Origin of the sequence: Cryobacterium psychrophilum, from assembly GCF_004365915.1 — a bacterium.
Taxonomy (GTDB): domain Bacteria; phylum Actinomycetota; class Actinomycetes; order Actinomycetales; family Microbacteriaceae; genus Cryobacterium; species Cryobacterium psychrophilum.
The window spans coordinates 2,764,243-2,790,054 of the sequence record NZ_SODI01000001.1 but is presented as its reverse complement, the minus strand read 5'-3'; the positions used below and the strand labels follow the sequence as shown (position 1 = coordinate 2,790,054).

17 protein-coding genes and 3 pseudogenes are annotated in these 25,812 nt (G+C 65.4%); 9 read left to right on the top strand and 11 right to left on the bottom strand.

Annotation, left to right across the window (positions count from 1 at the left end; all coding sequences use genetic code 11):
* Window positions 1-76: 76 nt before the first annotated feature.
* A complete protein-coding gene (locus EDD25_RS13040; RefSeq protein ID WP_134173747.1) occupies window positions 77-475 on the bottom strand; it encodes a twin-arginine translocase TatA/TatE family subunit in 399 nt (132 codons plus the stop codon).
* 86 nt (window positions 476-561) lie between these two features.
* Here EDD25_RS13040 and EDD25_RS13035 point away from each other — a divergent pair, with 86 nt between their 5' ends.
* Window positions 562-1,194 carry an O-methyltransferase gene (locus EDD25_RS13035; RefSeq protein ID WP_134173745.1) on the top strand — a complete coding sequence of 211 codons (633 nt, stop codon included), beginning with the start codon at window positions 562-564 and terminating at the stop codon, window positions 1,192-1,194.
* Window positions 1,195-1,253: 59 nt separating this feature from the next.
* Here the strand turns inward: EDD25_RS13035 and EDD25_RS13030 are convergent, their stop codons facing one another.
* The 3 genes from EDD25_RS13030 to dapE all read right to left on the bottom strand — a co-directional run bounded on the left by EDD25_RS13030 (window position 1,254) and on the right by dapE (window position 3,875).
* Entirely contained in the window at window positions 1,254-1,430 is a 177-nt protein-coding gene (locus EDD25_RS13030; protein ID WP_134173743.1) for a DUF3117 domain-containing protein, read from the bottom strand.
* Between the two features lie 94 nt (window positions 1,431-1,524).
* Window positions 1,525-2,793, bottom strand: coding sequence for a hypothetical protein (locus tag EDD25_RS13025; RefSeq protein WP_241986310.1), 1,269 nt, complete (start codon window positions 2,791-2,793; stop codon window positions 1,525-1,527).
* A complete protein-coding gene (gene dapE / locus EDD25_RS13020; RefSeq protein ID WP_134173741.1) occupies window positions 2,769-3,875 on the bottom strand; it encodes a succinyl-diaminopimelate desuccinylase in 1,107 nt (368 codons plus the stop codon). Before dapE ends, EDD25_RS13025 begins: the two co-directional genes overlap by 25 nt.
* A gap of 26 nt (window positions 3,876-3,901) precedes the next feature.
* Here dapE and dapD point away from each other — a divergent pair, with 26 nt between their 5' ends.
* The 3 genes and pseudogenes from dapD (at window position 3,902) to EDD25_RS13005 (ending at window position 8,840) form a co-directional block, all read left to right on the top strand.
* Window positions 3,902-4,879 carry a 2,3,4,5-tetrahydropyridine-2,6-dicarboxylate N-succinyltransferase gene (dapD, locus tag EDD25_RS13015; protein WP_134173739.1) on the top strand — a complete coding sequence of 326 codons (978 nt, stop codon included), beginning with the start codon at window positions 3,902-3,904 and terminating at the stop codon, window positions 4,877-4,879.
* A 121-nt stretch (window positions 4,880-5,000) separates the two neighbouring features.
* Window positions 5,001-7,595, top strand: a complete 2,595-nt coding sequence (locus EDD25_RS13010) for a penicillin acylase family protein (protein WP_241986309.1) — start codon at window positions 5,001-5,003, stop codon at window positions 7,593-7,595.
* A 167-nt stretch (window positions 7,596-7,762) separates the two neighbouring features.
* Window positions 7,763-8,840 (top strand): annotated as a pseudogene (locus EDD25_RS13005) (IS110 family RNA-guided transposase).
* A 359-nt stretch (window positions 8,841-9,199) separates the two neighbouring features.
* On the opposite strand, the gene EDD25_RS13000 reads toward EDD25_RS13005, so the two are convergent.
* The 4 genes from EDD25_RS13000 to EDD25_RS12985 form a co-directional block, all read right to left on the bottom strand.
* Window positions 9,200-10,510, bottom strand: a complete 1,311-nt coding sequence (locus EDD25_RS13000) for a citrate synthase (RefSeq protein WP_134175484.1) — start codon at window positions 10,508-10,510, stop codon at window positions 9,200-9,202.
* 205 nt (window positions 10,511-10,715) lie between these two features.
* Window positions 10,716-11,816: a succinyldiaminopimelate transaminase gene (gene dapC, locus EDD25_RS12995; protein WP_277871700.1), complete on the bottom strand. Its 1,101-nt coding sequence runs from the start codon at window positions 11,814-11,816 to the stop codon at window positions 10,716-10,718.
* Between the two features lie 6 nt (window positions 11,817-11,822).
* Window positions 11,823-12,146 carry a ferredoxin gene (gene fdxA, locus EDD25_RS12990; protein WP_134173738.1) on the bottom strand — a complete coding sequence of 108 codons (324 nt, stop codon included), beginning with the start codon at window positions 12,144-12,146 and terminating at the stop codon, window positions 11,823-11,825.
* Window positions 12,147-12,238: 92 nt separating this feature from the next.
* Entirely contained in the window at window positions 12,239-13,177 is a 939-nt protein-coding gene (locus EDD25_RS12985) for a hypothetical protein (protein WP_134173736.1), read from the bottom strand.
* A gap of 148 nt (window positions 13,178-13,325) precedes the next feature.
* Between EDD25_RS12985 and efeU the strand changes: the two genes are divergently transcribed.
* The 3 genes and pseudogenes from efeU to efeB all read left to right on the top strand — a co-directional run bounded on the left by efeU (window position 13,326) and on the right by efeB (window position 16,720).
* Window positions 13,326-14,183, top strand: a complete 858-nt coding sequence (gene efeU, locus EDD25_RS12980) for an iron uptake transporter permease EfeU (protein ID WP_134173734.1) — start codon at window positions 13,326-13,328, stop codon at window positions 14,181-14,183.
* A 32-nt stretch (window positions 14,184-14,215) separates the two neighbouring features.
* Window positions 14,216-15,391: pseudogene (gene efeO, locus EDD25_RS18380) on the top strand (iron uptake system protein EfeO).
* A gap of 38 nt (window positions 15,392-15,429) precedes the next feature.
* Window positions 15,430-16,720 (top strand): annotated as a pseudogene (gene efeB / locus EDD25_RS12970) (iron uptake transporter deferrochelatase/peroxidase subunit).
* A 75-nt stretch (window positions 16,721-16,795) separates the two neighbouring features.
* Here the strand turns inward: efeB and typA are convergent.
* The 3 genes from typA to EDD25_RS12955 form a co-directional block, all read right to left on the bottom strand.
* On the bottom strand, window positions 16,796-18,706 hold the full coding sequence (typA, locus tag EDD25_RS12965; RefSeq protein ID WP_134173732.1) for a translational GTPase TypA: 1,911 nt from the start codon (window positions 18,704-18,706) through the stop codon (window positions 16,796-16,798).
* A 188-nt stretch (window positions 18,707-18,894) separates the two neighbouring features.
* On the bottom strand, window positions 18,895-20,691 hold the full coding sequence (locus EDD25_RS12960) for an ABC transporter family substrate-binding protein (RefSeq protein WP_134173730.1): 1,797 nt from the start codon (window positions 20,689-20,691) through the stop codon (window positions 18,895-18,897).
* Between the two features lie 98 nt (window positions 20,692-20,789).
* Window positions 20,790-21,617, bottom strand: coding sequence for an ABC transporter ATP-binding protein (locus EDD25_RS12955; protein ID WP_198418897.1), 828 nt, complete (start codon window positions 21,615-21,617; stop codon window positions 20,790-20,792).
* Between the two features lie 151 nt (window positions 21,618-21,768).
* On the opposite strand from EDD25_RS12955, the gene EDD25_RS12950 reads away from it, so the two are divergent.
* Together EDD25_RS12950 and EDD25_RS12945 are read left to right on the top strand one after the other, a co-directional pair.
* Entirely contained in the window at window positions 21,769-22,548 is a 780-nt protein-coding gene (locus EDD25_RS12950) for a CPBP family intramembrane glutamic endopeptidase (protein WP_134173726.1), read from the top strand.
* Between the two features lie 73 nt (window positions 22,549-22,621).
* A complete protein-coding gene (locus tag EDD25_RS12945) occupies window positions 22,622-25,807 on the top strand; it encodes a beta-phosphoglucomutase family hydrolase (protein WP_241986549.1) in 3,186 nt (1,061 codons plus the stop codon).
* The last annotated feature ends 5 nt before the right edge of the window (window positions 25,808-25,812 follow it).

The following is a 25,812-nucleotide window of genomic DNA, read 5'->3' as shown; positions in this document are numbered from 1 at the left end:
GCGTTCTGCTCGTGAGTGGCAGCCTAGCGGTCGCCTCCCACCGCCGCCAGCATTCGCCCGCGTTCGCGGTGCGGCTCTACGTGGCCTCGAGATCGAAAGGAGCCCTCGTCAGCGCCGCGGGTGTGAGGGGGGTGAGGGCTGCGGTGCCGGCGGTCGTCGCGAGCAGTGACGCGGCGGCCGGGCTGGCCCGGGACAGGGTCGCCGATTGCTCTTTGAGCGGCTCTTCCTCGGTGAGGGCTTCCCGAATGATGCGGCGGGGATCGTACTGGCGCGGATCGAGTTTCTTCCAGTCCAGTTCGTCGAACTCCGGGCCCATCTCGTCACGGATGCGTTCCTTGGCCCCGTTGGCCATGTCGCGCAGCTGCCGCACGAGGCGGGCCAGTTGGGCCGCGTAATGCGGCAATTTGTCGGGTCCGAGCAGGAAGACGGCGATGATCCCGATGATGAGGATCTTCTCAAACGTCAAACCGAACATAACCCCAGAATATCGCTCGGCGAGGCATCCACCGACCATGTCGACTGCGGCCATAGTCTTGACCTATTCATCAACTGGAGCGAACTGTGTCTGACATCGTATTGAACTGGAAATTCTCCGACGACTCTGTCGTCGAGTCCGAAGCCGTGGCCAAGGCCCGGCAGCAGTCCCTGGAGCTGGGGATTGACGCGATCGCGCCGTCCGTTGGTGCCCAGGCGGCCGTGCTGGCCGCCGCAACCGGTGCCCGAAGCATCCTCGAAGTCGGCACGGGCGCCGGTGTCTCCGGGCTGTGGCTGCTGAGGGGAGCGCCGGGGGCGATGCTCACGTCGATCGACACGGAGGTCGACCACCTGCAGCATGCCAAGGCCAACTTCCTCGAGGCGAAGGTGCCGGCGAACCGCGTGCGCCTCATCACCGGCAGGGCCGGGGACGTTCTGCCGCGCATGAACGAGAACTCCTACGACATCGTCTTCATCGACGCGGACCCGCAGTCCGTGATCGAGTACGTGGAGCATGGACTGCGACTTGCCAGGCCCGGCGGGACCGTGCTCGTGGCCCACGCCCTGTGGCGCGGTCGTGTGGCAGACCCGGCCAAGCGCGATGACGTCGCGACCGGTTTTCGCACCCTGCTCACCGAGATCGCGTCCTCGAACGCGGTGATCAGCGCTCTCTCTCCCGTGGGCGACGGCCTGCTTCAGATCACCAAGCTACGCGCCTAGGCAAAAAATAACGGCTGCACCTTCCTGCGAACAGGAAGGTGCAGCCGTTCTGTGTGAGGCTACCTGACTACGTTGACCACTCCGGCAAGCGCGTCGTGGAGTTCTTTGGCCTCAGCGTCGTTCACAGAGACGACGAGTCGACCCCCACCTTCGAGCGGCACACGCACGATGATCAGTCGCCCCTCCTTTACAGCCTCCATTGGCCCGTCTCCGGTCCGTGGCTTCATGGCCGCCATGAACTCCCCTTCCATTCGTCTTTGTAATGTCTATTATCGACCATTGCGGCCCGAGACGAAAATTTGCCCCAAATCGCCGACGCCGGGTTGCAACTTATGGTGGCGTCCAGTCACGTCCGTCCACTCCCCAGCAGATCAACAGCCACCCCCATTGTGCCGCAACAAGCAGCAGGACGATACCGATTCGGTAGAGCGGATGCCGCGGCATGGCAACCGCGCCGAGCAGCGGGAACAACGGCATCAGCAGTCGGAACGTGCTTGACTGCGGAAAAAACACGGCGAGCAGGTACAGCGCGTAGCTCGCCACCCAGAATCGGAGATCGACGCCGAGTCGTCGAACGGCGGGAGTGAACATGACCAGCGTGAACGCAACGATGAGGGCGATGACCACGAGGATCCCCTGCGGCGAGCCGAGCCACCACACGCCGCTCTGGAACCACGCCGCGAACGGCACGAGCTCCTGGTAGCCGATATACGGTGCACGCCACGCGAGCTCGGTATCCGTGTACGCCGTGAGGCTCCCCGTGACGATCCACGCTGCAACAGGCCACGCCAGGCCCATCACCCCGCTGAAAATCGCGACGGATACCGCGAGCATCCGCTCCCGCCCACCAAACGGGTCCCTGACACGCGTCACAAAGCGCAAGACCACATGCAACCCCATCGCGAGGGCAAAGGCGAGCCCACTCGGCCGGGTGAGCGCCATCACGGCAATCGTCGGGAACAGCAGCCCGTAACGACGCTCGAGCAGCAGGTACAACGCGAGCGTGAGAAAGAACAGGTACATCGACTCGGCGTAGCCGAACTGCAGCAGGGGCGAGAGCGGGGCCACGCAGAACAGCACCACCGAGAACAGGGCCGTCGAGGAATCGAGCATCCGGTTCATCAGCCGGTAGAACAGCAGCGCCGTTCCGGCGCTGAATGCCACCGACACGAAGACCGCAACCGGCGCCCATTCCTGCCCACTCAGGATCATCAGCGAACGGGCGACGACGGGGTAGCCCGGCATGAACGCCCACGCGTTCTCACCAATCTGGCCGGCGGCGGTAAGCGGCAGAACCGTGGGGTACCCGCTCACGGCGACGATGTTGTACCAACGTCCGTCCCACATGGTGGCGAAGTCCACGTAGTTCGGGTTGGCACCGGTCCAGGCGTTCTCGCCCTGAACCCGCGCGAGCATGAGAATCAGCGTGGTCGTCACGACGCGGGACAGCGCCCACACGATCAGAACGCGAGCCCACCATGGTGTGAGCCGATAGCGCGCCCGCCACACCGCCGGCATCCGTTCCGAAACGCCGTTTCCGCTGCCGGTCACCCTGCCGGCCATGAGCTGTCGGTTCAGCGAACGGATGCGCTCAGCCACGACCGCAAGCCTGTTTCGCAGGCGGTGATCTGGTGCACCGCAACGCGTTCGTCGTCGGCATGCGCCTTGAGCGGGTCGCCGGGACCGTAGTTGACGGCGGGGATGCCGAGCGCGGAGAAGCGGGCAACGTCGGTCCAGCCGTACTTGGGCATGGCCTTGCCGCCGACGGCGAGCAAGAACTGCTGCGCGAGCGGAGCGTCAAGACCGGGGCGGGCGCCCTCGGCGCGGTCGACGACGGTCACGTCGTAACCGGTGAACAGGTCGCGCACGTGGGCTTCGGCCTCGTCGGCGGTACGGCTGGGCGCGAACCGGTAGTTCACGTGCACCATGCACTCATCGGGGATGACGTTGCCGGCGATGCCGCCGCTGATGCCGACGGCGTTGAGCCCCTCACGGTAGACGAGGCCCTCTACCTCAATCTGACGCGGTTCATACGCGGCGAGCAGATCGAGAATGGGTGCGGCCCTGTGGATGGCGTTCTCGCCGACCCAGGCGCGTGCGGAGTGCGCGCGCAGCCCGGTGGTGCGCACCTCGACCCGCAGGTTGCCGTTGCAACCTCCCTCGACGGCGCTGTTCGTGGGTTCGCCGAGGATGGCGAAGTCGCCCTCGAACAGGTCGGGGCGATTGCGGGCCAGTCGGCCGAGGCCGTTGAGGGCGTCGGCGACCTCCTCGTGGTCGTACCACATCCAGGTCACGTCGACCCCGGGCTCCACGAGCTCGGCGGCGAGCTTGAGCTGCACAGCCACGCCCGCTTTCATGTCCACGGTTCCGCGTCCCCAAAGGTACTCCACACCGTCTATCGTCTCGAAACGGGCGGGGAGATTCCCGTTGAGCGGCACGGTGTCGATGTGGCCGGCGATCACCACACGCTGGGCGCGGCCGAGGTTCGTGCGTGCCACGATGGTGTCACCATCGCGGATGATCTCGAGGTGTTCGAAGCCGGCCAGGGCGAGGGCGATCGCATCGGCGAGAGCCCCCTCGTTGCCGGAGACCGACTCGATGTCGCAGATCTGCTGGGTGAGCGCGATGCTCGAACCCGTGAGGTCGAGGGCTACGGTGGTGGACGCGAGATTAGAAGGCATTGAAGACACCCTACTAATCTAGAGGAATGGTTACCCGCGAGTCTGAATCCACGTCCCCCGTCCACGCCTGGGGGTACGGCCTCGCTACGGTCGCTTCCGACGGGCTCGTGCTCGACACGTGGTTCCCGTCCCCACAGCTCGGTGAACTGCCCGCCAACCGCGACCGCTGGATCGTGCCGGCCGAGCTGAGCGCGGCCGCCGGCCCCGACGCCAGCCGCGCGGTGCGCCTCGAGGCCGTCATGGTGGAGATCGACCTGCTGACGCCGCCCGCCGGAACCAGCGACGCCTACCTCCGCCTGCACCTGCTCTCCCATCTGCTTGTGGCACCCAACACCATCAACCTCGACGGCATCTTCGGCCACTTGCCATCCGTGGTCTGGACCAACGCAGGCCCCATGACGCCCGCCGATTTCGCCCGGATGCGCCCTGCCCTGCAGCGCGCCGGAATCTCCGCCACCGGCCTCGATAAGTTCCCGCCGCTGCTGAACTACGTCGTTCCGGCCGGCGTGAGAATCGCGGATGCCTCGCGCGTGCGTCTTGGCGCCCACCTGGCGCCCGGCACCACCGTAATGCACGAGGGCTTCGTGAACTTCAACGCCGGCACCCTCGGCGCGTCCATGGTGGAGGGGCGCATCTCCCAGGGTGTCGTGGTGAGTGCCGGCTCCGATATCGGCGGCGGCGCATCCATCATGGGGACGCTCTCCGGTGGCGGCACGCAGCGCGTCTCGATCGGGGCCCGGGCGCTGCTCGGCGCCAACTCCGGCGTCGGTATCGCCATCGGCGACGACACGGTCGTAGAGGCAGGCCTCTACGTGACCGCCGGCACCAAGGTTGTACTGGTCGGCGAACCGCGCGATAATTCCGGACAGCTCCGCACGGTGAAGGCCGTCGCACTCAGTGGTGTGCCCAACCTGCTGTTCCGCCGTAACTCGGTCTCCGGCGCGGTCGAGGTGCTTGCACGCGGTGGCACGGGCATTGCGCTCAACGAGGCCCTGCACGCCTGACTCCCGGCTCCAGCCGTCACGAGGTCCCCAATCTAGTAGCATCCGGGTAAGCCGAGCGCACACTCTCGAACCAGACAGCACGGCGACAGCATCCATGCAGCACTAGTCACGAGGGAGTGATGTGGGCACCGACGCTCCACGCAGCAAACGGCACCGCCGGTGGCGAAGGTTGTTTGCGGGCCTCGGCGTGGTACTCACGATCGTTCTCGTCGTCGCCGGACTCGGGGTGTGGACGGTCACGCGCTCGTTTCCGACCCTGTCGGGTGAGGTGAACATTGCGGGGCTCCGTGCCCCCGTCACGGTCCTGCGCGACGAGGCAGGCATCCCGCAGATCACCGCGACGACGGCGACGGATCTGTTTCTGGCCGAGGGATACGTGCACGCCCAGGACCGGTTCTGGGAGATGGACTTTCGGCGGCACGTGACGGCCGGACGGCTCGCTGAGCTCTTCGGCGAGAGCCAGGTGGGCACCGACACGTTCGTTCGAACGCTCGGCTGGCGCGCGGTCGCCGAGGCAGAGGTGGCGCTGCTCGACCCGGAGACGCTCTCGTACTTTCAGGCATATGCGGACGGCGTCAACGCGTACCTCAAGACGCACGAGGGCGCTGACGTGTCGGTGGAGTACGCGGTTCTGGCCGTGCAGAATCCGGGATATAAGCCAGAGCCGTGGACCCCGGCCGATTCCGTGTCCTGGATCAAGGCGATGGCGTGGGACCTGCGCTCCAACCTCGACGATGAGATCGACCGCGCCGAGCTGGCGACCGCGCTGGATCCCGCCCAGATCGCCCAGTTGCATCCGTCGTACCCGTACGACAGCCACCCCACCATCGTGGACGGTCCACCAGCGGCGGCCACGGGGGCGACCGTTTCGGCAGGCGCAGCGGAGGCGACAGCCCACGTGCTCGCCGCCGGTGACGGGTACGCGAGCGCGCTCGCTTCGCTGCGCACCTCGCTCCAGTCGGTTCCGGAGCTGCTCGGACCGGCCGGCGGAGAGATCGGGTCGAACTCCTGGGTCGTCGGCGGCGATCTCACCGACACCGGCAAACCGATCCTCGCCAACGACTTGCACCTCGGGCCGGCGCTGCCATCGATCTGGTACCAGGTGGGGCTGCGCTGCAGCACCGTCACCGCCGACTGCCCCTTCGACGTGGCCGGCTACAGTTTCTCCGGATTGCCCGGTGTGATTGTCGGCCACAATTCCCGCGTGGCCTGGGGCTTCACCAACCTCGGACCCGACGTTGCCGACCTCTACGTGGAGAAGGTCACCGGCGACACGTATGAATACGACGGCGCGGCGAAACCGCTGCTCGTGCGCAACGAGAAGATCAAGGTGGCCGGCGGCCCCGGGGTGAAGATCGCCATCCGGTCCACCGAGCACGGGCCGATTGTCAGCGGACTCAGCGGAAGCGACTTCGCCCGGATCGCCAGTGAATACCCCCAATCCGCCGGCCTCGCCGCCCTGCCGGGCACCGCCGATCCCGCCATGACATACGAGCTGTCCCTGCAGTGGACGGCGCTGACTCCCGGGCGCACCGCATCCGCTATCTTCGCGATGAGCCGCGCCACCGATTGGGAGAGCTTTCGGGCCGCGGCGTCGAAGTTCGATGTCCCCTCCCAGAACCTCATCTACGCCGATGTCGACGGCAACATTGGCTACCAGGCTCCCGGCGTCATCCCGATTCGGGTCACCGGTGACGGCACCGTACCCGTGCCGGGGTGGACGAGCCAATACGGCTGGAGCGGGTACATCCCCTTCGACGCGTTGCCGCAGGTTTTCAATCCCCCGAGCGGATACATCGTCGCCGCCAACAACGCGGCCGTCGGCCCCGGCTACCCGCACCTCATCACCGCGGACTGGGACCTCGGGTATCGGGCAGACCGGATCACGAAGCGGCTCACCGCCCTGATTGAGGCGGGCACCCCGCTCACGGTTGATCTGATGGGCGAGATCCAGGCCGACGAATACAGCGCCATTGCCGCCGCGCTCGTACCGGTGCTGCAGACCATCCCGGCCAGTGGAACGGCCGCCGAGGCGCAGAAGCTGTTCGAGGACTGGGACTTCACGGTGGCGGCCGACAGCGCGGCCGCCGGCTACTTCAACCTCGTCTGGCATACCCTGCTCGACGAGATGTTCAACGGAACACTCCCGGAAGGGACGGGCATGGCCGGGGGCGACCGCTCGTTCGCGGTCGTCACGGGCCTGCTCGCCGAGCCGTCATCTCCCTGGTGGACCAACAAGCGCCTCGGAGCAGTCAGCCAGTCGAGCATGCTCAAGCGAGTGCTCCAAGATGCCGCCGCCGAGGGCACCAGGCGTATGGGCGACGACGTGTCCACGTGGGACTGGGGACACCTCCACACGCTTGAGCTGACCAACCAGAGCCTCGGCAAATCGGGCATCGCACCCATCGAGTGGCTGCTGAACCGCGGTCCGTACGAGCTTGGTGGTGGATCCTCGGTGGTGAACGCACAGGGCTCTGACGCCACGGCGGGCTACGAGGTGGACTGGGTTCCCTCAATGCGGCAGGTGATCAGCCTCGCCGACTTCGACCAGTCCGTGTGGATCAACCTCACCGGGGCCTCCGGCCATGCCTTTCACCCCAACTACGTGGACCAGACACCACTGTGGCAGCGGAACGAGACCAGGCCATGGCCCTTCACGCCGGCAGCACTCACAACGAGCGCCACCGACACGCTACGTCTGCTCCCCGCCCGGTAGCGACCGGGGTGGCAGCCGACTAGACGATATGAGTGTCCGCTCGTTTTTTGGGCTGGGGCCTCGATTCAAATAGACGTGGGTTGCCAACCGGTGGAAAGTGGACCTAAGCACAGGTGACCCTGTCCACGGGGTGACCTATCCACAGTTGAATTTGGAGGCCCCAGTTGATTACATATCGTAGTTTCGTTGGGCTGGATGTGCACGCCCGAACAATCGTTGGTTGCGCCATTGACGGCCGCGCCGGCGAGATCATCCATCGAAAGTTCAGTGCTGACCTGGTCGAGGTTCTGGGCTGGGTGAGATCGTTGCCGGGTCCGCAGACGGTCGCGTATGAGGCCGGTCCGACGGGTTTCGGATTGGCTCGTTTGTTCGTCGTTGCGGGGATTGACTGTCTGGTCGCGGCGCCGTCGAAGTTGCAGCGGCCCACGGGTGACCGGGTCAAAACTGATGCTCGGGACGCGTTCCAGTTGGCTCGGCTGCTGCACGTGGGCGACATCACCGTCGTGCATGTCCCCACGGTCGAGGAAGAAGCCGCACGGGACTTGGTGCGGTCAAGGGAAGATACCCGGCAGGATTTGATGAGTGCGCGGCATCGGATGTCGAAGCTGTTGCTGCGGCACGGTTTCGTGTATTCCGACGGTGCCGCTTGGACGGGCAAATACGACCGCTGGTTACGGTCCCACCGAACGGGGGACCTCGCGTTTGAGATGGCGTTCGACGCGTCGTATGAGGCGGTGGTTCAGACGGTGGCTCGCCGTGACCGGTTGGACAGAGCCATCGAGCTTATGGCCGCAGATTCTCAATTCACGCCGATGGTGAACCGGCTGGGCTGCTTGCGAGGAATCGCCCCGTTGACCGGGTTCGCCCTGGCGGTGGAGATCACAAACTGGCACCGGCCAAACGATCGGGTCGTTCCTCGGGTTGGTCCCATCGGAATACTCGTCAGGCGAGACACGCCAACTCGGAGGGATCACCAAGACCGGGAACTCGCATGCCAGACGGCTGTTGGTCGAAGCCGCGTGGCACCACCGCCGTGATTACCGGCCGACCACCCGATCGGTGTTGCAGGCACGGTGGGAGAAAGCTCCCGAGGACGTCCGGCTGCGCGGGCAAGCCGGTAACGAACGCCTTCATCAGCAGTGGATCCACTTCGACGTTCGGAAGAAACGTCCCGTGATCGCCAACGTCGCCATCGCCCGTGAACTGGCCGGTTGGTGCTGGTCTGTGGCCACCATGGACAAATAACCTCCAGACCGCTGTTCGCCGTGGTCGAAATGCCGGCAACATGTGGAGTGACCCGCTTAAGCGCTATGAGCAGCACGCGCAATCGTGCGACGCCCGATTTCTAGACCAGCGGCACCTCTCCAGCCGAACACTTCGCCCTGCGGTAACCAACCCGCGTATATCAGCCTGACCATGCGTCGATAAGACACGCTCGACACTCCGGCCGCGGCGAACAGCCCCTCTCCGCAGCACCCGAGATTTCAGTCTCTCGGATTCTGTGACGGGGCGGGAAAAGAGCACTCCCGCCCCGTCACAGAATCCGAACAACAATCATCACGGGCGCCGCTCAAAAATGCCCACTTGACAAAACCCACTACATATCAGCGCTGCGGGTAGTCCCTGGCAGCCGAGCCCACGTAGAGCTGCTGTGGGCGGCCGATCTTGGTGGCCGGATCCTCGTTCATCTCACGCCAGTGCGCGACCCAGCCGGGCAGACGCCCGATGGCGAAGAGCACCGTGAACATGCGGGTGGGGAAGCCCATGGCCTTGTAGATGACGCCCGTGTAGAAGTCCACGTTGGGGTAGAGCTTGCGCTCCTTGAAGTAGTCGTCGTTGAGTGCGAGGTTCTCAAGTTCCTGCGCGATGTCCAGCAGGTCGTCCTGGACGCCGAGGGCGGCAAGAACCTCGTGGGCGCTTTCTTTCACGAGGGTGGCGCGCGGGTCGAAGTTCTTGTACACGCGGTGCCCGAAGCCCATGAGCTTGACGCCCTGCTCCTTGTTCTTCACGCGCTCGACGTACTTCTCGACGCCCTCGCCGGAGGCCTTGATCTCGCCGAGCATCTTCAGTACGGCCTCGTTCGCTCCGCCGTGCAGCGGGCCGAAGAGGGCGTTGATGCCGGAGGACACTGAGGCGAACAGGTTCGCGTCGGTGGAACCGACGAGGCGAACCGTACTGGTGGATGCGTTCTGCTCGTGGTCCTCGTGAAGCATGAGGAGACGTTCGAGCGCCTGGCTAACGACGGGGTTGACCTCGTACGGCTCAGCCATGTTGCCGAAGTTGAGTCGCAGGAAATTGTCGACGAAGCTCAGGGAGTTGTCGGGGTAGAGGAACGCCTGGCCGACGCTCTTCTTGTGCGCGTACGCGGCCATCACGGGCAGCTTGGCGAGCAGACGAATGGTCGAAATTTCGACCTGCTCCGGATCCTTCGGATCGAGCGAGTCCTGGTAGAACGTGGACAGGGCGGACACTCCGGATGCGAGCACGCTCATCGGGTGGGCCTTGTGCGGCAGGGAGTCGAAGAAGCGACGCATGTCTTCGTGCAGCAGCGTGTGACGCCGGATGCGGTCGTCGAAGTTTTCGAGTTCAACCTGGGTGGGCAGCTCACCGTAGATGAGCAGCCACGCGGTCTCAAGAAAGCTTGAGTTCTTCGCGATCTGTTCAATCGGATAACCGCGATAGCGCAGAATGCCCTTGTCGCCGTCGATGTAGGTGATTGCCGAGCGGGTCGCCGCGGTGTTGACGAAACCGTAGTCAATGGTGGTGAGGCTCGTCTTCTTCGTGAGCGTCGAGATATCGATGCTCGAGGCGCCTTGGACGCTCTTCACAATGGGAAACTCGGCCGTTCCCCCCGGGTACGTGAGAGTCGCCGTCTGCGGTTCTTCAGCAGCGGCCTGCTCTGATTCGTTGGTTATCGTTTGCTGCGCGACGTTGGTCACGGAGCCTCCCTGAGTCTCGCTGCCTATGATGCCGGTCGTCGACCCGGCACATAATGCGCCGAGTAATCTCGTTCCGACTACAGCTTAAGGGGCGCGACCGCCTACTGTTGCATCCGCCAAAACTTCGAAGGTTTCGTTGGCCATGTTCCACAGAACCCGTGTAAGGGGGGAAGGCCGACCGTTATTCGCGGAGACGAGCCGCTGCTGCCGCGATTCGCTCGTCCGGTGCCGTGAGCGAGAAGCGCACATGTTCCGAGAAAAAGTCGCCATAGAACGGGCCGGGGCCGGCCAGAATGCCGAGGTCAGCGAGCCGGGCAACGGACTCCCAGGCGTTTCGCCCCTCGGAGGCCCAGAGGTAGAGTCCGGCCTCGCTGTGGTCAATGCGAAACCCCGCCAGCTCGAGGGCGGGGAGGAGCACCCGACGGCGAGAACGGTAACGTTCCCGCTGCACAGACACGTGCTCATCGTCGCCGAGGGCGGCGATCATGGCGGACTGCAGCGGTGCTGGCAGCATGAGGCCGGCGTGCTTGCGCACGGTGAGCAGGCGCGCAAGCACGTCGGCGTCCCCCGCTGCGAAGGCCGCACGGTACCCCGCCATATTCGACTGCTTGCTGAGCGAGTAGATCGCGATCACGTTCGTCAACGATCCCTCAATCACGCGAGGATCGAGGATGCTGGGGATCGGCTCGGTGTCCCAGGGCGCATCCCAGCCGAGTTCGGCGTAGCACTCATCGCTCACGATGACGGCATCGAGTTCACGGGCGCGTTGCACGGCGGCACGCAGCTCGGCCACGCTGAGCACGCGGCCGTCGGGGTTTCCCGGGCTATTGAGCCACACGAGCCGCGTCGTGTCCGGCCATTCGAGGGGATCGTCGGAGGCGAGTGCGTTCGCGCCGGCAATGGCCGCGCCGATCGCGTACGTGGGGTACGCGGCCCGCGGGTGCACGATGGTGTCCCCCTCCCCCAACCCGAGCATGAAGGGCATCAGGGCGACCAGTTCCTTGGATCCGATCGTCGGCAGAACGTTCCGCTCGGTGAGGGTCGTCACGCTGCGGCGGCGGGCGTACCAAGACACAATGGCGCGTCGCAGTTCGGGCGTGCCGGCCGTTTGCGGGTAGGCGTGGGCATCCGTTGCTTCGGCAAGGGCCCGGCGAATGACCTCGGGCGTCGCGTCTGCCGGCGACCCGATCGAGAGGTCGACAATGCCGTCGGCATGGGCGCGAGCCCGCTCGGCAAAGGGAACCATCTGGTCCCACGGGTAGTCGGGGAGCGGCTTGAGCACGAGTGCCTAGTACTGAACCTGGGGAGGGAGCACGGAGATGACGGGGTGGTCCTTGGCGAGCACCCCGACCTTGGCCGCACCGCCCGGGGAACCAATGTCATCGAAGAATTCCACGTTGGCCTTGTAGTAGTCGGCCCACTGCTCCGGCAGGTCATCTTCGTAGTAGATGGCCTCCACCGGGCACACGGGTTCGCACGCACCGCAGTCCACACACTCGTCGGGGTGGATGTAGAGCGAACGCTCGCCCTCATAGATGCAATCCACCGGGCATTCATCGATGCAGGCACGGTCTTTGACATCGACGCACGGCAGAGCAATCACATACGTCACTTAATTTAGGTCCCTTCGAGAGCAGGCCTTCAGTCTAGGCCGGATGATGCCTCCGGCTGAAGTCGGGGCACGCCGCGCGAGCAGGCCGCCGCTTATTTTCGGGCAGGAATTCGCGGCCAGGCCAGCACGAAGGTGGCCACGAGGGCCGGAACGACGGTCCACAGCGTTCCGGTCAGGCCGGCAGGAACGAGAACCGATCCCCCCTGGCCGCGCAGGGACAGCAGAAAAATCGTCACCAGCAGCCCGGTGGCGCAGAACAGCACGACCGTGCGACCGCCCAGCACAAGCCGCAGTCCCACGAGCAGCGCGGTCACGGCCACAAGGGCAAGAATGAGTCCGAGGGGGACGACCATGGTCCCGACGTGAACGGTGGACTGGTGGGCTAGCGTTCCCAGCACCCCGAACGCTCCCCCTGCCACGACGCCCCCGGCTACCGCCAGTGCTCTGCTGAGGAGAGTCTGTGGCCGGCCGGGAGTGTGTCCGGGGCGCGGGGCGTCGAGACGAGAATAGGCTTCGGTGCCGGTCACGGTCAGCGCGGAACCCTCGGTCGGGGTCATTGTGTGATCCGCGACGCCCCAACGTTCCGGATAGCGGGTGAGCGCTAGAAGCTTCTGCGGGAGCTGGTCACTCACGTCAATGGCGACGAGGCGCCCCTGTGCCGCGTCGGAGACTCGTCGGGTGAGGAAGACGGGCAATCCGGCGGAGTGAGCGATGCCGGTGACGGTTTCGCGCAGGTCGTCGCTCACGTCGCCAACAACAACGACAGTGGCCCACTGGTACGCGATCGCATCGGCGAGGGCCTCCGCGCGCGCGTCGGAGTCCGGGCCGCCAGCGGGCAACATCCGCCACTCGCGCGCTCCCAAATCGGCCAGGGCCGCGTCGACGACGTGAGAGTCGGCGACATCCGTTTCAAAAATCACGAGGGACGGCGAGTCATCGCCGTGCAGGCGAGCGATTGTGCCTCCGGTCAGCCACGATTCGTCGCCGGGACGCCCGTGCACGAACACGACGCGTTCACTACTTCCGGACATGACCATGAGACTCCGCTGATTGCTGGGAAAACGTACAATTTCACCTTCACAGATCATAACTAGACATGATCAGGTAGTGCGGCTACAGTCGAAAGGTAAGGTTAGCCTTACCAAATCTTCCTGTTGCGATACGAACCTTGGATGTGAAGTGCTCGGAAATTACCTGATCGGACTGCGCGAGGGACTCGAAGCAGCTCTGATCGTGACCATTCTTGTGGCCTATCTCGTGAAGATCGACCGGAAAGACGTGTTGCCGCGCATCTGGCTCGGTGTCAGCCTCGCTGTGCTTCTCGCGCTCGGTATCGGCGCGCTGCTCACATTTGGCACCTACGGACTGTCATTCACCGCGCAGGAAGTGATCGGCGGCACGCTCTCCATCATCGCCACGGGCCTCGTGACGTGGATGGTCTTCTGGATGCTGCGCACCGCACGCGACCTCAAGGGTCACCTGCAGGGCAACATCGATCGTCACCTCGTCGGCTCCGGCCTCGGCCTGGTCTTCGTGGCGTTTCTCGCCGTCGGCCGCGAGGGCATCGAAACGGCCGTGTTCCTCTGGGCCGCCGTCCAGGCCACGGGTTCCAGCTCCCTGCCGCTGCTCGGCGCGGCACTCGGCATTCTCACGGCCGTCGCGCTCGGATGGCTCATTTACTCCGGCATGCTGCGCATCAACCTGTCCCGCTTCTTCACCTGGACGGGCGCCATTCTCATCGTGGTCGCCGCCGGTGTTCTGTCGTACGGCGTACACGATCTGCAGGAGGCCGGCGTTCTTCCTGGCCTGCACAGCCTCGCCTTCAACGTGACCTCCGTCATCCCGCCGAGCAGCTGGTACGGCACCCTGCTGAAGGGCACCCTCAACTTCTCGCCGGCCACCACGTGGTTTGAGCTCACGGCCTGGCTCGCCTACGCCGTGCCCACCCTGACCCTGTTCATTTCCCAGAGCCGGCGCGGACCCACCCGACCGGCGGCCGCCCCGCAGCCCACCCGGGCACCAGCCCTCGTCGGCTGAGCCCGACTGCCACTCCCTTTCGAAGGACATCCATGCGCGCCCGTCTCCCCCACCGTGCCCTGACCGCCGTCTCCGTCGGCGCCATCGCCGCCCTCGCTCTCAGCGGATGCGTCGCCAACGACTCCCCCAGCGCCCACGAAAAGCTCACGGTCGCCAGCTCGGCCACCGAGTGCACGGTCTCGGCCGATACCGCGCCCGCCGGAACTGTCGTCTTCACGGTCACGAACACCGGCGACCAGGTCACGGAGTTCTACCTTCTCGGTTCTGATGAGCTGAGCATCAAGGGTGAGGTCGAGAACATCGGCCCCGGCCTCAGCCGCGACCTGGTCGTTCAGCTCTCCGCCGGCGAATACTTCACGGCCTGCAAGCCGGGAATGGTCGGTGACGGAATCGGCACGGCCGCGTTTACCGTGACCGAATCCGATGCGGCCGGCGCCCCGACGGCCGATCTCGCCGCGCAGATCGACGTGGCCAACACGAACTACGCCTCCTACGTGAAGGATCAGGTCAACCAGCTGGCCACTGGGACGACCGCCTTCGCGGCCGCGTAGGTGGCTGCGGACGACGACCAGGCCCGGGCCCTCTACGCCCCCACGCGTGCACACTGGGAGCGGGTCGAGACGATTGCCGAGTCATTCGGTGACCTCGACCCCAAGCTCGACCTGCGCGAGGCGGACCTCGAAGAGGGCCAGGCGTGGACCGGCTGGCACGCCATCGAGAAAGACCTGTGGCCGGCCGAGGCCGAGGCCGAGTTCGCGGCGTACTCTCCCGAGCAGCGCCAGCACCTGGCCGAGCTGCTCGTGACCGACACCACCACCCTCGACTCCAAGGTTCAGGACATCAGCTTCACCCTCGCCCAGCAGACGAACGGCGCGATCGGCCTGCTCGACGAGGTGGCTACGGGCAAGGTGACGGGCGAGGAAGAATTCTGGTCGCACACCGATCTCTGGGATTTCCAGGCCAACGTTGACGGCGCCGCCGTGCTCTACGCCGGTGTGCGAGACCTGCTCGTGGAGAGGGATCGGGACCTCGCCACGAGCCTCGATGAGGAATTCGCGGGCCTGCAGGTGCTTCTCGACGCCCAGCGGGTCGGAGACGGCTTCAACCTGTACACCGACCTCACTCCCGCCGAGATTCGCGCCCTGGCCGACCAGGTGAACGCCCTGGGCGAGCCGCTCAACCAGCTCACCGCAGCACTCGTCCTGTGATCGGTCGCACCCGAAAGTCGGAGGCCGTCGCACCGACCTTGTCCACCGATGAGGCCCCCGCAGCGCGTGGCCTCACCCGACGCGGCCTGCTGGGCCTCGCGGGCGCGGGGGCAGCCGGTGTCGGCCTTGGCATCGCCGGTGACCGTGTTGTCGCGACCGCCGTCGACGCCTCGGCAGGCGGCGACTCGGCCCAGTACCCGTTCTACGGCACTCACCAGGCCGGCATCGTCACTCCGGCCCAGGACCGACTGCACTTCGCCGCGTTCGATCTGGGCGCCGACGCGACCCGCGCCGACCTGATCGGCCTGCTGCAGGATTGGAGCGCGGCCGCCGCCGCGATGACCGCCGGCAACGACGTGGGCGAGTTCGGCGCCGTCAGCGGCTCGTATGACGCACCCCCCGCAAGACACCGGCGAGGCGCAGTGCCTCCCGCCCGGCGGGCTCACCATCACCTTCGGCCTTGGCCCCACACTGTTTGAGACGACGGATGGCGTCGATCGCTTCGGCATCAGGTCTCGCCGACCCGCAGACCTCACTGCGCTCCCCCACTTCCCTGGCGACGCCCTCAAGGCCACGTTCAGCGACGGTGATCTCTGCATACAGGCCTGCGCGAACGACCCGCAGGTGGCCGTGCACGCCATCCGCAACCTCTCCCGCATCGCCTTCGGACGCGCGGTCATCCGCTGGTCGCAGCTCGGGTTCGGTCGCACCTCCAGCACGAGCACCAGCCAGGCCACCCCCCGCAACCTCTTCGGTTTCAAGGACGGCACCGCCAACATCAAGGCCGAGGAACCGGACGTGGTCGCCGAGCATGTCTGGGTGCCCGGCAGTGACGGCCAGGCCTGGCTCGCGGGCGGCTCCTATCTCGTGGCCCGCCGCATCCGGATGACGATCGAGACCTGGGACCGAACGATCCTGCGCGAGCAGGAGACGGTCTTTGGGCGCACCAAGGGCGCCGGCGCACCGCTCTCCGGGGGAACCGAGTTCACGGAACCCGACTTCACGACCGCGGGCCGTGACGGGGAACCGCTCATCGCTCAGACCTCGCACGTGCGCCTGGCGCACCCGGCGCAGAACGGCGGCGCCCAGCTGCTCCGCCGCGGTTACAATTTCGTCGATGGAAACGACGCCCTGGGTCGGCTCGAGGCCGGACTCTTCTTCATCAGCTTCCAACGCACGCCGGAGCAGTTCACGACCGTGCAGACCAACCTCGCCAAAAACGATGCCATGAACGAGTACGTCAAGCACGTGGGAAGCGCCCTCTTCGTCGTGCCTGCCGGCGCCGGCACCGGCACCGGCAGCTACGTGGGAGCCCCACTCTTCGCCTGACCCGCCGCCACGCGCCCCGTACACACAAATAACCCGCAGCCTCGGCTGCGGGTTATTTGTGTGTACGGCTGGGTGCTAGTTCGCGTCCTGCTTCTTCACGCGCGAAACCTGGCGTGAGCGAGCGCCTGCGGTGAGTTCAACCTTGCGGATGCGCACGGCAGTCGGGGTGACCTCGACGCACTCGTCTTCACGGGCGAATTCAAGGCACTGCTCAAGCGAAAGCTGCTTGGGCGGCGTCATCGACTCGAACGTGTCGGAGCTGGACTGACGCATGTTGGTCAGTTTCTTCTCCTTGGTGATGTTCACGTCCATGTCGTCGGCGCGCGAGTTCTCGCCGATAACCATGCCCTCGTAAACCTCAGAGGTCGGCTGCACGAAGAACGACATCCGCTCCTGCAGGTTGATCAGGGCGAACGGAGTGACCGAGCCTTGACGGTCGGCCACGATCGAACCGTTGGTACGGGTGCTGATGGTGCCGGCCCAGGGCTCGTAACCATGAAGGATCGTGTTGGCGATACCGGTACCGCGCGTGTCCGTGAGGAACTGCGTGCGGAAACCGATCAGGCCACGCGACGGAACGATGAACTCCATGCGAACCCAGCCGGTGCCGTGGTTCGCCATGTTCTCCATGCGGCCCTTGCGAGAGGCGAGCAGCTGCGTGATCGCGCCGAGGTACTCTTCGGGCGCGTCGATGGTGAGGTGCTCAAACGGTTCGTGGACCTTGCCGTCGATGCGCTTGACAACCACCTGCGGCTTGCCGACGGTGAGCTCGAAGCCTTCACGACGCATCTGCTCGACGAGGATGGCGAGGGCCAGTTCTCCACGACCCTGCACCTCCCAGGCGTCCGGGCGTCCGACGTCGACGACCTTGAGCGAGACGTTACCGACAAGCTCGCGGTCGAGGCGGTCCTTGACCATACGCGCGGTGAGCTTGTGGCCCTTGATCTTGCCCATGAGGGGCGAGGTGTTTGTTCCGATGGTCATCGAGATGGCCGGGTCGTCGACCGTGATGGTCGGCAGGGGGCGCACGTCATCAGGGTCGGCGAGGGTGTCACCAATGGTGATGTTCTCGATACCGGCAACGGCGACGATGTCGCCGGGGGCGGCGCTCTCGGTCGGGTAGCGGTCCAGGGCCTTCGTGATGAGCAGCTCGGTGATCTTCACGTTCGAGACGGTGCCGTCCTTCTGTACCCAGGCCACGGTCTGGCCCTTCCGGAGGGTGCCGTTGAAGATGCGCAGAAGCGCGAGGCGGCCGAGGAACGGGCTGGCATCGAGGTTGGTGACGTGCGCCTGAAGGGGGTGCTCGTCGTCGTAGACCGGTGCCGGGATGTGCTTGAGGATCGCGTCAAACAACGGCTCAAGGTCATCGTTGTCGGGCAGCGTGCCATCGTCGGGCTTGTTCCAGCTCGCGGCGCCGTTGCGGCCAGAGGCGTAGATGACGGGAACGTCGAGGACGGCATCGAGGTCGATGTCGGGGAAGTCGTCGACCATGTCGCTCGCGAGACCGATGAGGAGGTCCTGGCTTTCGGCCACAACCTCGTCGATGCGCGCGTCGGGACGGTCGGTCTTGTTGACCAGCAGGATGACGGGCAGCTTGGCTTCCAGCGCCTTACGCAGCACGAAACGGGTCTGCGGCAGCGGGCCCTCACTCGCGTCAACGAGCAGGACAACGCCGTCAACCATGGACAGGCCGCGCTCGACCTCGCCACCGAAGTCGGCGTGGCCGGGGGTGTCGATCACGTTGATCGTGATGGGGCCCTCTTTGGCGTGGATGCCCTTGTACGAAACCGCCGTGTTCTTGGCGAGAATCGTGATGCCCTTTTCGCGCTCGAGCTCGTTCGAGTCCATGGCACGTTCTTCAACCTTGGAGTGGTCGGCAAACGAGTCGGTCTGCTGGAGCATCGCGTCGACCAGCGTCGTCTTGCCGTGGTCAACGTGAGCGACGATGGCAACATTTCGGAGGTTATTGCGCGTAGCAATCGCCATAAAAGTAGATCCTTACGAAGAATGAATGCCGCAGATTAACACTGGCGACGAAGAGTGGATGTACGGGGCCGCAATGAGACCCAAAGTACGACCCTATCGTATGATTCGCCCCGGCGCCTGAACACACGAGCTGGGCGACGCGCGAAGCCGCACCTGTCGCCCGGCGGCCCCGCATGTGGAGCGCTCCTTTAGCGGACGACGGTCCACTCCGGGAGGTTCCACGCGAGGTGGGGCGCGAGGATCGACGGGGCGACACCCGCGATGCGTGTGCTGTGCGCCGTAACCGTGGGCAGATCAAACAGTGGCATGGAGTAGGCGTTGTCCCAGAGCAGCCGGTCGAGGCGCTCCCTCAGCTCGACCTGGACCTTCGCGTCAAGCTCCGTGGCGAGGCGAGCTGTAACGGCGTCAATCTCGGCGTTGGAGATGAACGAATGGTTGTTCACCCCGGACGTGGCGAATGCCGCGTTCGGACCGGAAACCGCGAGCGAAGGAGTCGACCAACCGTAGAGTGCAGCGTCGTAGGTGTTCGAAGCTCCCAGAAGCTCCCGCCAGTCCGCATCCCCACAGTCGGCAACCGAGAAGCCGGCTCGGGCGGCGGAGTCCGCGATGAGTTGGAATTCCTGCACTCGACGCGGATTACTCGACTCGTACAGGATGCACACGCTCGGGTCGGTCACTCCGGCCTGCGACAGCAGGGCGCGAGCGCCAGGAACATCTACGTCAGCATAGGCATCGGATCCGTTGCGCTTGACCGACTGTGAGTAGTCGCTGGTTCCCGGCAGAAACACCTGCGAGTCGCGCAGGGCCGCCCGCTCACCGGCGATGGGAGCGACGAGCTCGTCCAGAATCTGTTTACGGGGTACGACCTTCATGAAGGCCCGCCGCACTCGAACGTCGGCGAAAACGCCGCTCTTTGACTGTGCGGCCTGCAGATCAATGTGCTCGTAGGTGCCCGCAGAGCCGGTCGCGCTCGTCACCTCGTCGAGGTTCGCAAGTGCCCGTCGCACCGGACCGGTCGCCGGCGTCGAGATCACGTCCACGTCCCCCGCGCCCAGCGCCTGCACAGCCGCCAGCGGGTCGGCAATGTGCCGCAGCACAACCGTTTCAATCGACGGTTTCCGCGACCCCGTGTATTCAGGATTCGCGGTGAGCGTCACCGACTCCCCCGCCCGAAGATCCGAGATCGTGTATGGGCCGGTACTGATCAGCAGTTCCGGGTCGTCGGGCAGCGCGGTGAAGTTGAAACCTGAGTTCCAGAACGAGGCGAGCCTGGACAGGGCGCCTTTGTCGTCGGAGCTGATGGCGGCGGTCACGGCCGACTTGGCCTTGGCATTGTCACGCAGGTCGAGGGCGTTCTTGCCGACCACGTGTGCCGGCAGCGCCCGGGGGAAGACCAGCTGCCAATCGGCGTAGGGCGCGGCGTAGACCATGGTGATGGCACGATTGTCATCGCTGAGGGTCGGCAGGTCATGGACGAGTCCGAGTCCGGTGTCGGGCTTTGCGCCGGAGTCAAAATACACGGTGTCCGGGGGCAGATCGGCGGTGATCTCATGCGTCTGTGGGTCGGCGACTTCGGTGGGCACAAATCCCGGCGTGTCCAGGGCGCGAGAATTCGCGACCCAGTCGAGCAGCAGGTCGGCCGCGTCCACGCTTGTCCCGTCGGACCATGTGACCCCGGGATTAACGGTGTATTTCACGGTGAGAGGGTCCTTCGACACCATCTCGGAGGTGCCGAACTGCTCGTTGCGCACCAGCTTCGGGGCGTCGTCCACGGAGGTGAACCAGTCGTTGGTCAGCACGGCAACACTGCTATTCGCCGCGGAGTTGCCGTAGGTCGTCGCCGGGTTATACGAGTCGAATGCCGCGGCGGATGCGACGGTGACGGTTGCGCCCTTGTCCAGTCCGGATTCGGCAGTCGAGGCCGTGCATCCACTCAGCAGGAGGCAGATCGCAACGACCCAGACGACGGCGGATCTGGTGCTCATTGTCTAAAACTCTACCCGCAGCGCCCCGGCATCAACACAAATGCGTACGTTCGGCACCGGTGTGCCGCACGTACGCATTGATGCTGTGACGTGCCTGATTACCGACCGAATTCGAAGTTGGCACCGGGAATGGCTGCCAGGAGCTCCTGTGTGTAGGTCTGCTGAGGATTGTCGAAGACCTCGTCCGTTGTCGCCGCCTCGACGATTCGTCCCTTCTGCATGACGCAGACGTTGTCCGCCACCAGGCGCACCACGGCAAGGTCGTGCGTGATGAACAGTACGGACGTGCCGTAGTCACGAGTCAGCGTGCCCAGGTGATCGAGAATCTGGCGCTGCACGGTCACGTCGAGCGCCGAGGTGGGCTCATCGGCAATCAGCAGTTTCGGACGCGCCGAGAGACCGATTCCGATGAGCACTCTCTGACGCATACCGCCGGAGAACTGGTGTGGGAACTGCTTGAGACGGTCCGCCGCATCGCTCAGTCCGGCCTCCTGCAACACCTCAATGGTGCGGGCGCGCGCGGCTTTGCCCTGTGCCACATCGTTGGCCTTGATGGCCTCCTCAACCTGGAATCCGATATTCCAGACCGGGTTGAGGTTGCTCATCGGGTCCTGCGGAACGTAGCCGATCAGGCGACCACGCACGTCCTGGATTTCCTTGGCGGACAGCTTGGTCAGGTCGCGTCCCTCGAACAGGATCTCCCCTGCGGTGACGTTGCCCGTACCGGCGAGCAGGTTGATGATGGCCTGCGCCGTCGTGGTCTTTCCCGACCCGGACTCACCGACGATGGCGAGCGTCTGGCCGGCATACAGGGAGAGGCTCACGCCCCGGACGGCGGGTACGAGGCCGCGCTGGGTCTGGAAACCCACCTCGAGGTCACGGATCTGCAGCAGCGGTTCATTGGAATCAGTAATGGCGTCACTCACGGTTTCGCTGTTGATTGGACGCCCGTTTTCTGCGCCGAATCGACGAAAAATGCGCTATTCGTGCATGAGCGGGTGTCTGAGCGGTAAACCCTGCACCTCATCCCCCTCCGAGCCGACGCGAAGGCGGGGTGCGCACTGGCAGGATGAGGGCATGATCCATTCGTCCCACAGCCCGCGCACGGCCCGGTTGCACTGGGAAATTGCGATTGTTCTCGGACTGTCGCTCGGCGCATCCGCTGTCTATTCGATCGTCTCGATCGTGGCGCGGCTGAGCGACACCACGCCGCTGTCGCAGCAGTCGTCAACGCTCAACGGCTCGCAGTCGCCGCGGGAATGGCTCGACTTCACCTATCAGTTCCTGGGCATTGCCTTCGGACTGGTGGCGGTGGCGCTCGTGCTGTACCTGCTCTGGGTGCCGGGAAGCAACCCGTTTCGAGACCTCGGTCTGAACCTCACCCAACCCGGTCGGGACCTGCTGCGCGGCACGGGACTGCTGCTGGCCATTGGAATTCCCGGCCTGGGTCTCTACCTCGCCGGTCGGGCATTCGGTTTCACGGTGGCGGTCGTGCCGTCACCCCTCGACACCTTCTGGTGGACGATTCCGATCCTGGTGTTCTCGGCGCTCCGGAGCGCGCTCGTGGAAGAAGTCATCGTGGTGGGATACCTGTACGCGCGGCTGCGCGAGCTGGGCTGGTCGGCATGGACGATTATTCTGTCCTCGGCCGTGCTTCGCGGCAGCTATCACCTGTACCAGGGCATCGGACCGTTCTTCGGCAATGTCGCGATGGGGATTGTCTTCGGCTGGTGCTACACCCGTTGGGGCCGCACAATGCCGCTCGTGATCACGCACTGGCTGCTCGACATCTTGTCGTTCGTCGGCTATCCCCTCGCCCTCGCCTGGTGGCCGGGCCTGCTCGCCCCCGCCTCTTAGATCCGGCCGTGCCCCTCGCCCCGCCCGTGCCTTACGAGTATCGTGGGGGCACGATTGGGAGGAGAACCCCGCTGTGACATCCCTCCCTCCCCTATGGTCGGATCCGGTGCGGTCGGAACCGGTGCGCTCGGACCCGGTCCTCTACGACGCGGTGATCTTCGACCTTGACGGTGTCGTGACCGACACCGCTGCCGTGCACGCGCGGGCGTGGCAGACGCTCTTCGACGAGGTGCTGCCGGCCCTGGCCGGCGGAGCGGGGCATCCGTTCGATCCGAAGGACGACTACCTGCGGTACGTCGACGGGCGTCCGCGGGAAGACGGCATTCGCACATTCCTGGCCTCGAGGGGAATACAGCTGCTGGAGGACGGGCCGACAGGCCCGGGCGCACCCCACACCGTGGCCGGGCTGGCCGCCCGCAAGCAAACCATCTTCGACGCCATCCTGGCCGCCGAGGGCGTCGTCGTGTTCGAGGACGCCCTGGCCCTGGCCCGCCGGTTGCGGGGATTGCATATTGCCACTGCCATCGCGACCTCCAGCCGCAACAGCGTCCAGATCCTCGAGGCAGCGGGCGCCACAGGTGCGTTCGACGTGTGTGTCGACGGCACCGATGCCATTCGGCTGGTCATGCCAGGAAAGCCGAACCCGGCACTGTTTCTCGAAGCCGCCCGGCGGCTCGGCGTGACTCCGGCCCGCGCCGCCGTGCTGGAAGACGCCGTTGCGGGCGTCGAGGCCGCCCAACGTGGCGGCTTCGGGCTCATCGTCGGAGTCGACCGCACGGGCTCGACCGATCGCCTGCGGGCGGCCGGCGCCGATATCGTGCTCGCAGACCTCGGGCAGCTCGACCTGGCCGCCCGTCGTGAGAACCGGAATCCGTGGCTGCTGCGCTACGACGGGTTCGACCCGGCAGCCGAGGGCGTAAGGGAGGCGCTCTGCACGCTGGGCAACGGGTTTTGGGGCACCCGAGGAGCCGCCCCGGAGCGCGACGCCGACGAGGTGCACTATCCGGGGACCTATCTCGCGGGCGTCTACAACCGGTTGAGCAGCGTTATCGACAACGAAACCCGCGAAGACGAGCACATGGTGAACGCGCCGAACTGGCTGCCCCTGCATTTTCGGGTCGCCGGCGGGGAATGGCTGCACCCGGGCAGCGCAGACCTCAACGGATACTGGCAGGAGCTCGACCTCAAACGTGCCACGCTCACCCGGTACATGAGCTTCCGAGACCGAAGCGGCCGCACGACCAGTGTGACGTCGCGCCGATTCGTGTCCCAGACCGCACCGCACGTTGCCGTGCTCGAGACGACGTTCGAGGCGGTGAACTGGTCGGGGGTGCTCGAAATCCGTTCGGCCCTCGACGGGCGCGTCGCCAACCGTAATGTGGCCGCCGATCGGTCACTGGACGGGCAGCATCTCGTGGCGCGCGGAGCGCGCGGCGTCGGAGACGAGACCATCCTGCTCGAAGTGGAAACCAGCCAGTCCGGTATCCATATCTCGCTCGCCGCTCGCACCCGGGTATTCGAGGGCGGACGGCGACGCGAACCGCGGCGGGACACAGTGATCGAGCACGGCTGGGTCGCGCACGCCTTCGACCTGGACGTGCACCGGGGCCGCCCGGTACGGGTGGAGAAGCTCGTCGTGGTCAGCACTTCCCGGGACCGGGCCATCGCCTCCCCCACAACGGCGGTGCTGACCTGGCTTGAGCGCCTGCCCGAGCCCGCGGATTTGCGGGCAGCGCACGAGCGCGAATGGCACGTGCTGTGGAAAGAGTTCGCCGTTCGCCTCGATTCCGGCCAAAGGTCCTCACTCGCGCTCAATCTCAACACCTTCCATGTGCTCCAAACCGTGGCAGCTGTGGATGCCGACCTCGACGCCGGCGTGCCGGCGCGCGGCCTGCACGGCGAGGGCTACCGCGGCCACGTCTTCTGGGACGAGATGTTCGTCTACCCCGTTCTCACCCTGCGTCGCCCCGACCTGAGCCTGGCGATGCTCGGCTACCGCTACCGTCGTTTGGGCGAGGCGAGGGCCGCCGCCCGGCAGCTCGGGCACGCCGGGGCCATGTTTCCCTGGCAGAGCGGCATCGACGGGCGCGAAGTCACCCCGAATGCGCTTTTCAACCCGCGGACCGGCCAGTGGATGCCCGACCACTCCCACCGGCAGCGGCACGTGGGCCTGGCGATTGCCTACAGCGTCTGGCAGTACTACCAGTCGACCGGCGACATCGGCTTTCTCATTCATCAAGGCGCGGAGCTGCTCATCGAGGTCGCCCGGTTCTTCTCCGACCTCGCGATCCTCGACGAGGGCGCCGACCGTTACGACGTGTCAGGAGTGATGGGCCCGGACGAGTTCCACGACGGACCGCCGGGCAACCCGGGCGCCGGGTTGCGAAACAATACCTACACAAACGTCATGGTGGCCTGGACGCTGAGCCGCGCCGTCGAGACCGTAGCCCTGCTGAGAACACACCACTGCACTCCGCTCTGGAACCGGCTGCGGCTGCACCCGGAAGAGGTCGACCGGTGGGACCGGATCCGTCGTCGACTTCGAGTGGTCTTTCACGCCGACGGGATTCTGAGCCAATTCGACGGTTACGAGGCCTTGCCTGAATTCGAGTGGGAAGCATATCGGGCCCGGTATGGCTCCCTCGGCCGCCTCGACCTCATCCTCAATGCGGAGGGTGATAGCACCAACAACTACCGACTGGCCAAGCAGGCAGATGTACTGATGCTCCTCTACCTGTTCTCCGCGGAGGAGCTTCGCGGGCTGCTGCACGACATGGGCTATGCCTTTCCGCCGGAGACGGTGGTGCGCACCGTTGATTTCTACCGCGCTCGGTCGACGCACGGATCCACCCTGAGCAGCGTCGTGCATTCCTGGGTGGAGGCCCGACGCGACCGGGCGCAGTCGTGGAACTTTCTCCTGCAGGCCCTCGAGTGCGACCTCGGCGATGTGCAGACCGGAAGTACACACGAAGGCATCCACTTGGGCGCGATGGCCGGTTCGGTCGATATGATCGTGCGCTGCTACACCGGGCTCGAGATCCGCAACGACATGCTGTGGCTGCACCCGGCGCTGCCCGACGAGTTGGGCTCGGTTGATTTCATGATCAACTACCGCGAACAACCCCTTCGGCTGCACCTCACGCCCGGTACCCTGCGGCTGCATCTGCTCCCCGGCGGTGTAACGCCCATCCGGGTGAGGGTGGAGGGCCAGAAGGCCACACTGTCACCCGGACAGACACGGAGCTTCGCTCTGGGGTAGCGGCT

What these genes read in the sequence shown, in the direction of transcription:
- EDD25_RS12960 (WP_134173730.1), bottom strand. Translation starts at nt 20,691, where the DNA reads ATGAGCACCAGATCCGCCGTCGTCTGGGTCGTTGCGATCTGCCTCCTG.
- EDD25_RS12950 (WP_134173726.1), top strand. Translation starts at nt 21,769, where the DNA reads ATGATCCATTCGTCCCACAGCCCGCGCACGGCCCGGTTGCACTGGGAA.
- dapE (WP_134173741.1), bottom strand. Translation starts at nt 3,875, where the DNA reads ATGCCTTCTAATCTCGCGTCCACCACCGTAGCCCTCGACCTCACGGGT.
- EDD25_RS13040 (WP_134173747.1), bottom strand. Translation starts at nt 475, where the DNA reads ATGTTCGGTTTGACGTTTGAGAAGATCCTCATCATCGGGATCATCGCC.
- EDD25_RS13030 (WP_134173743.1), bottom strand. Translation starts at nt 1,430, where the DNA reads ATGGCGGCCATGAAGCCACGGACCGGAGACGGGCCAATGGAGGCTGTA.
- EDD25_RS12985 (WP_134173736.1), bottom strand. Translation starts at nt 13,177, where the DNA reads ATGTCCGGAAGTAGTGAACGCGTCGTGTTCGTGCACGGGCGTCCCGGC.
- dapD (WP_134173739.1), top strand. Translation starts at nt 3,902, where the DNA reads ATGGTTACCCGCGAGTCTGAATCCACGTCCCCCGTCCACGCCTGGGGG.
- typA (WP_134173732.1), bottom strand. Translation starts at nt 18,706, where the DNA reads ATGGCGATTGCTACGCGCAATAACCTCCGAAATGTTGCCATCGTCGCT.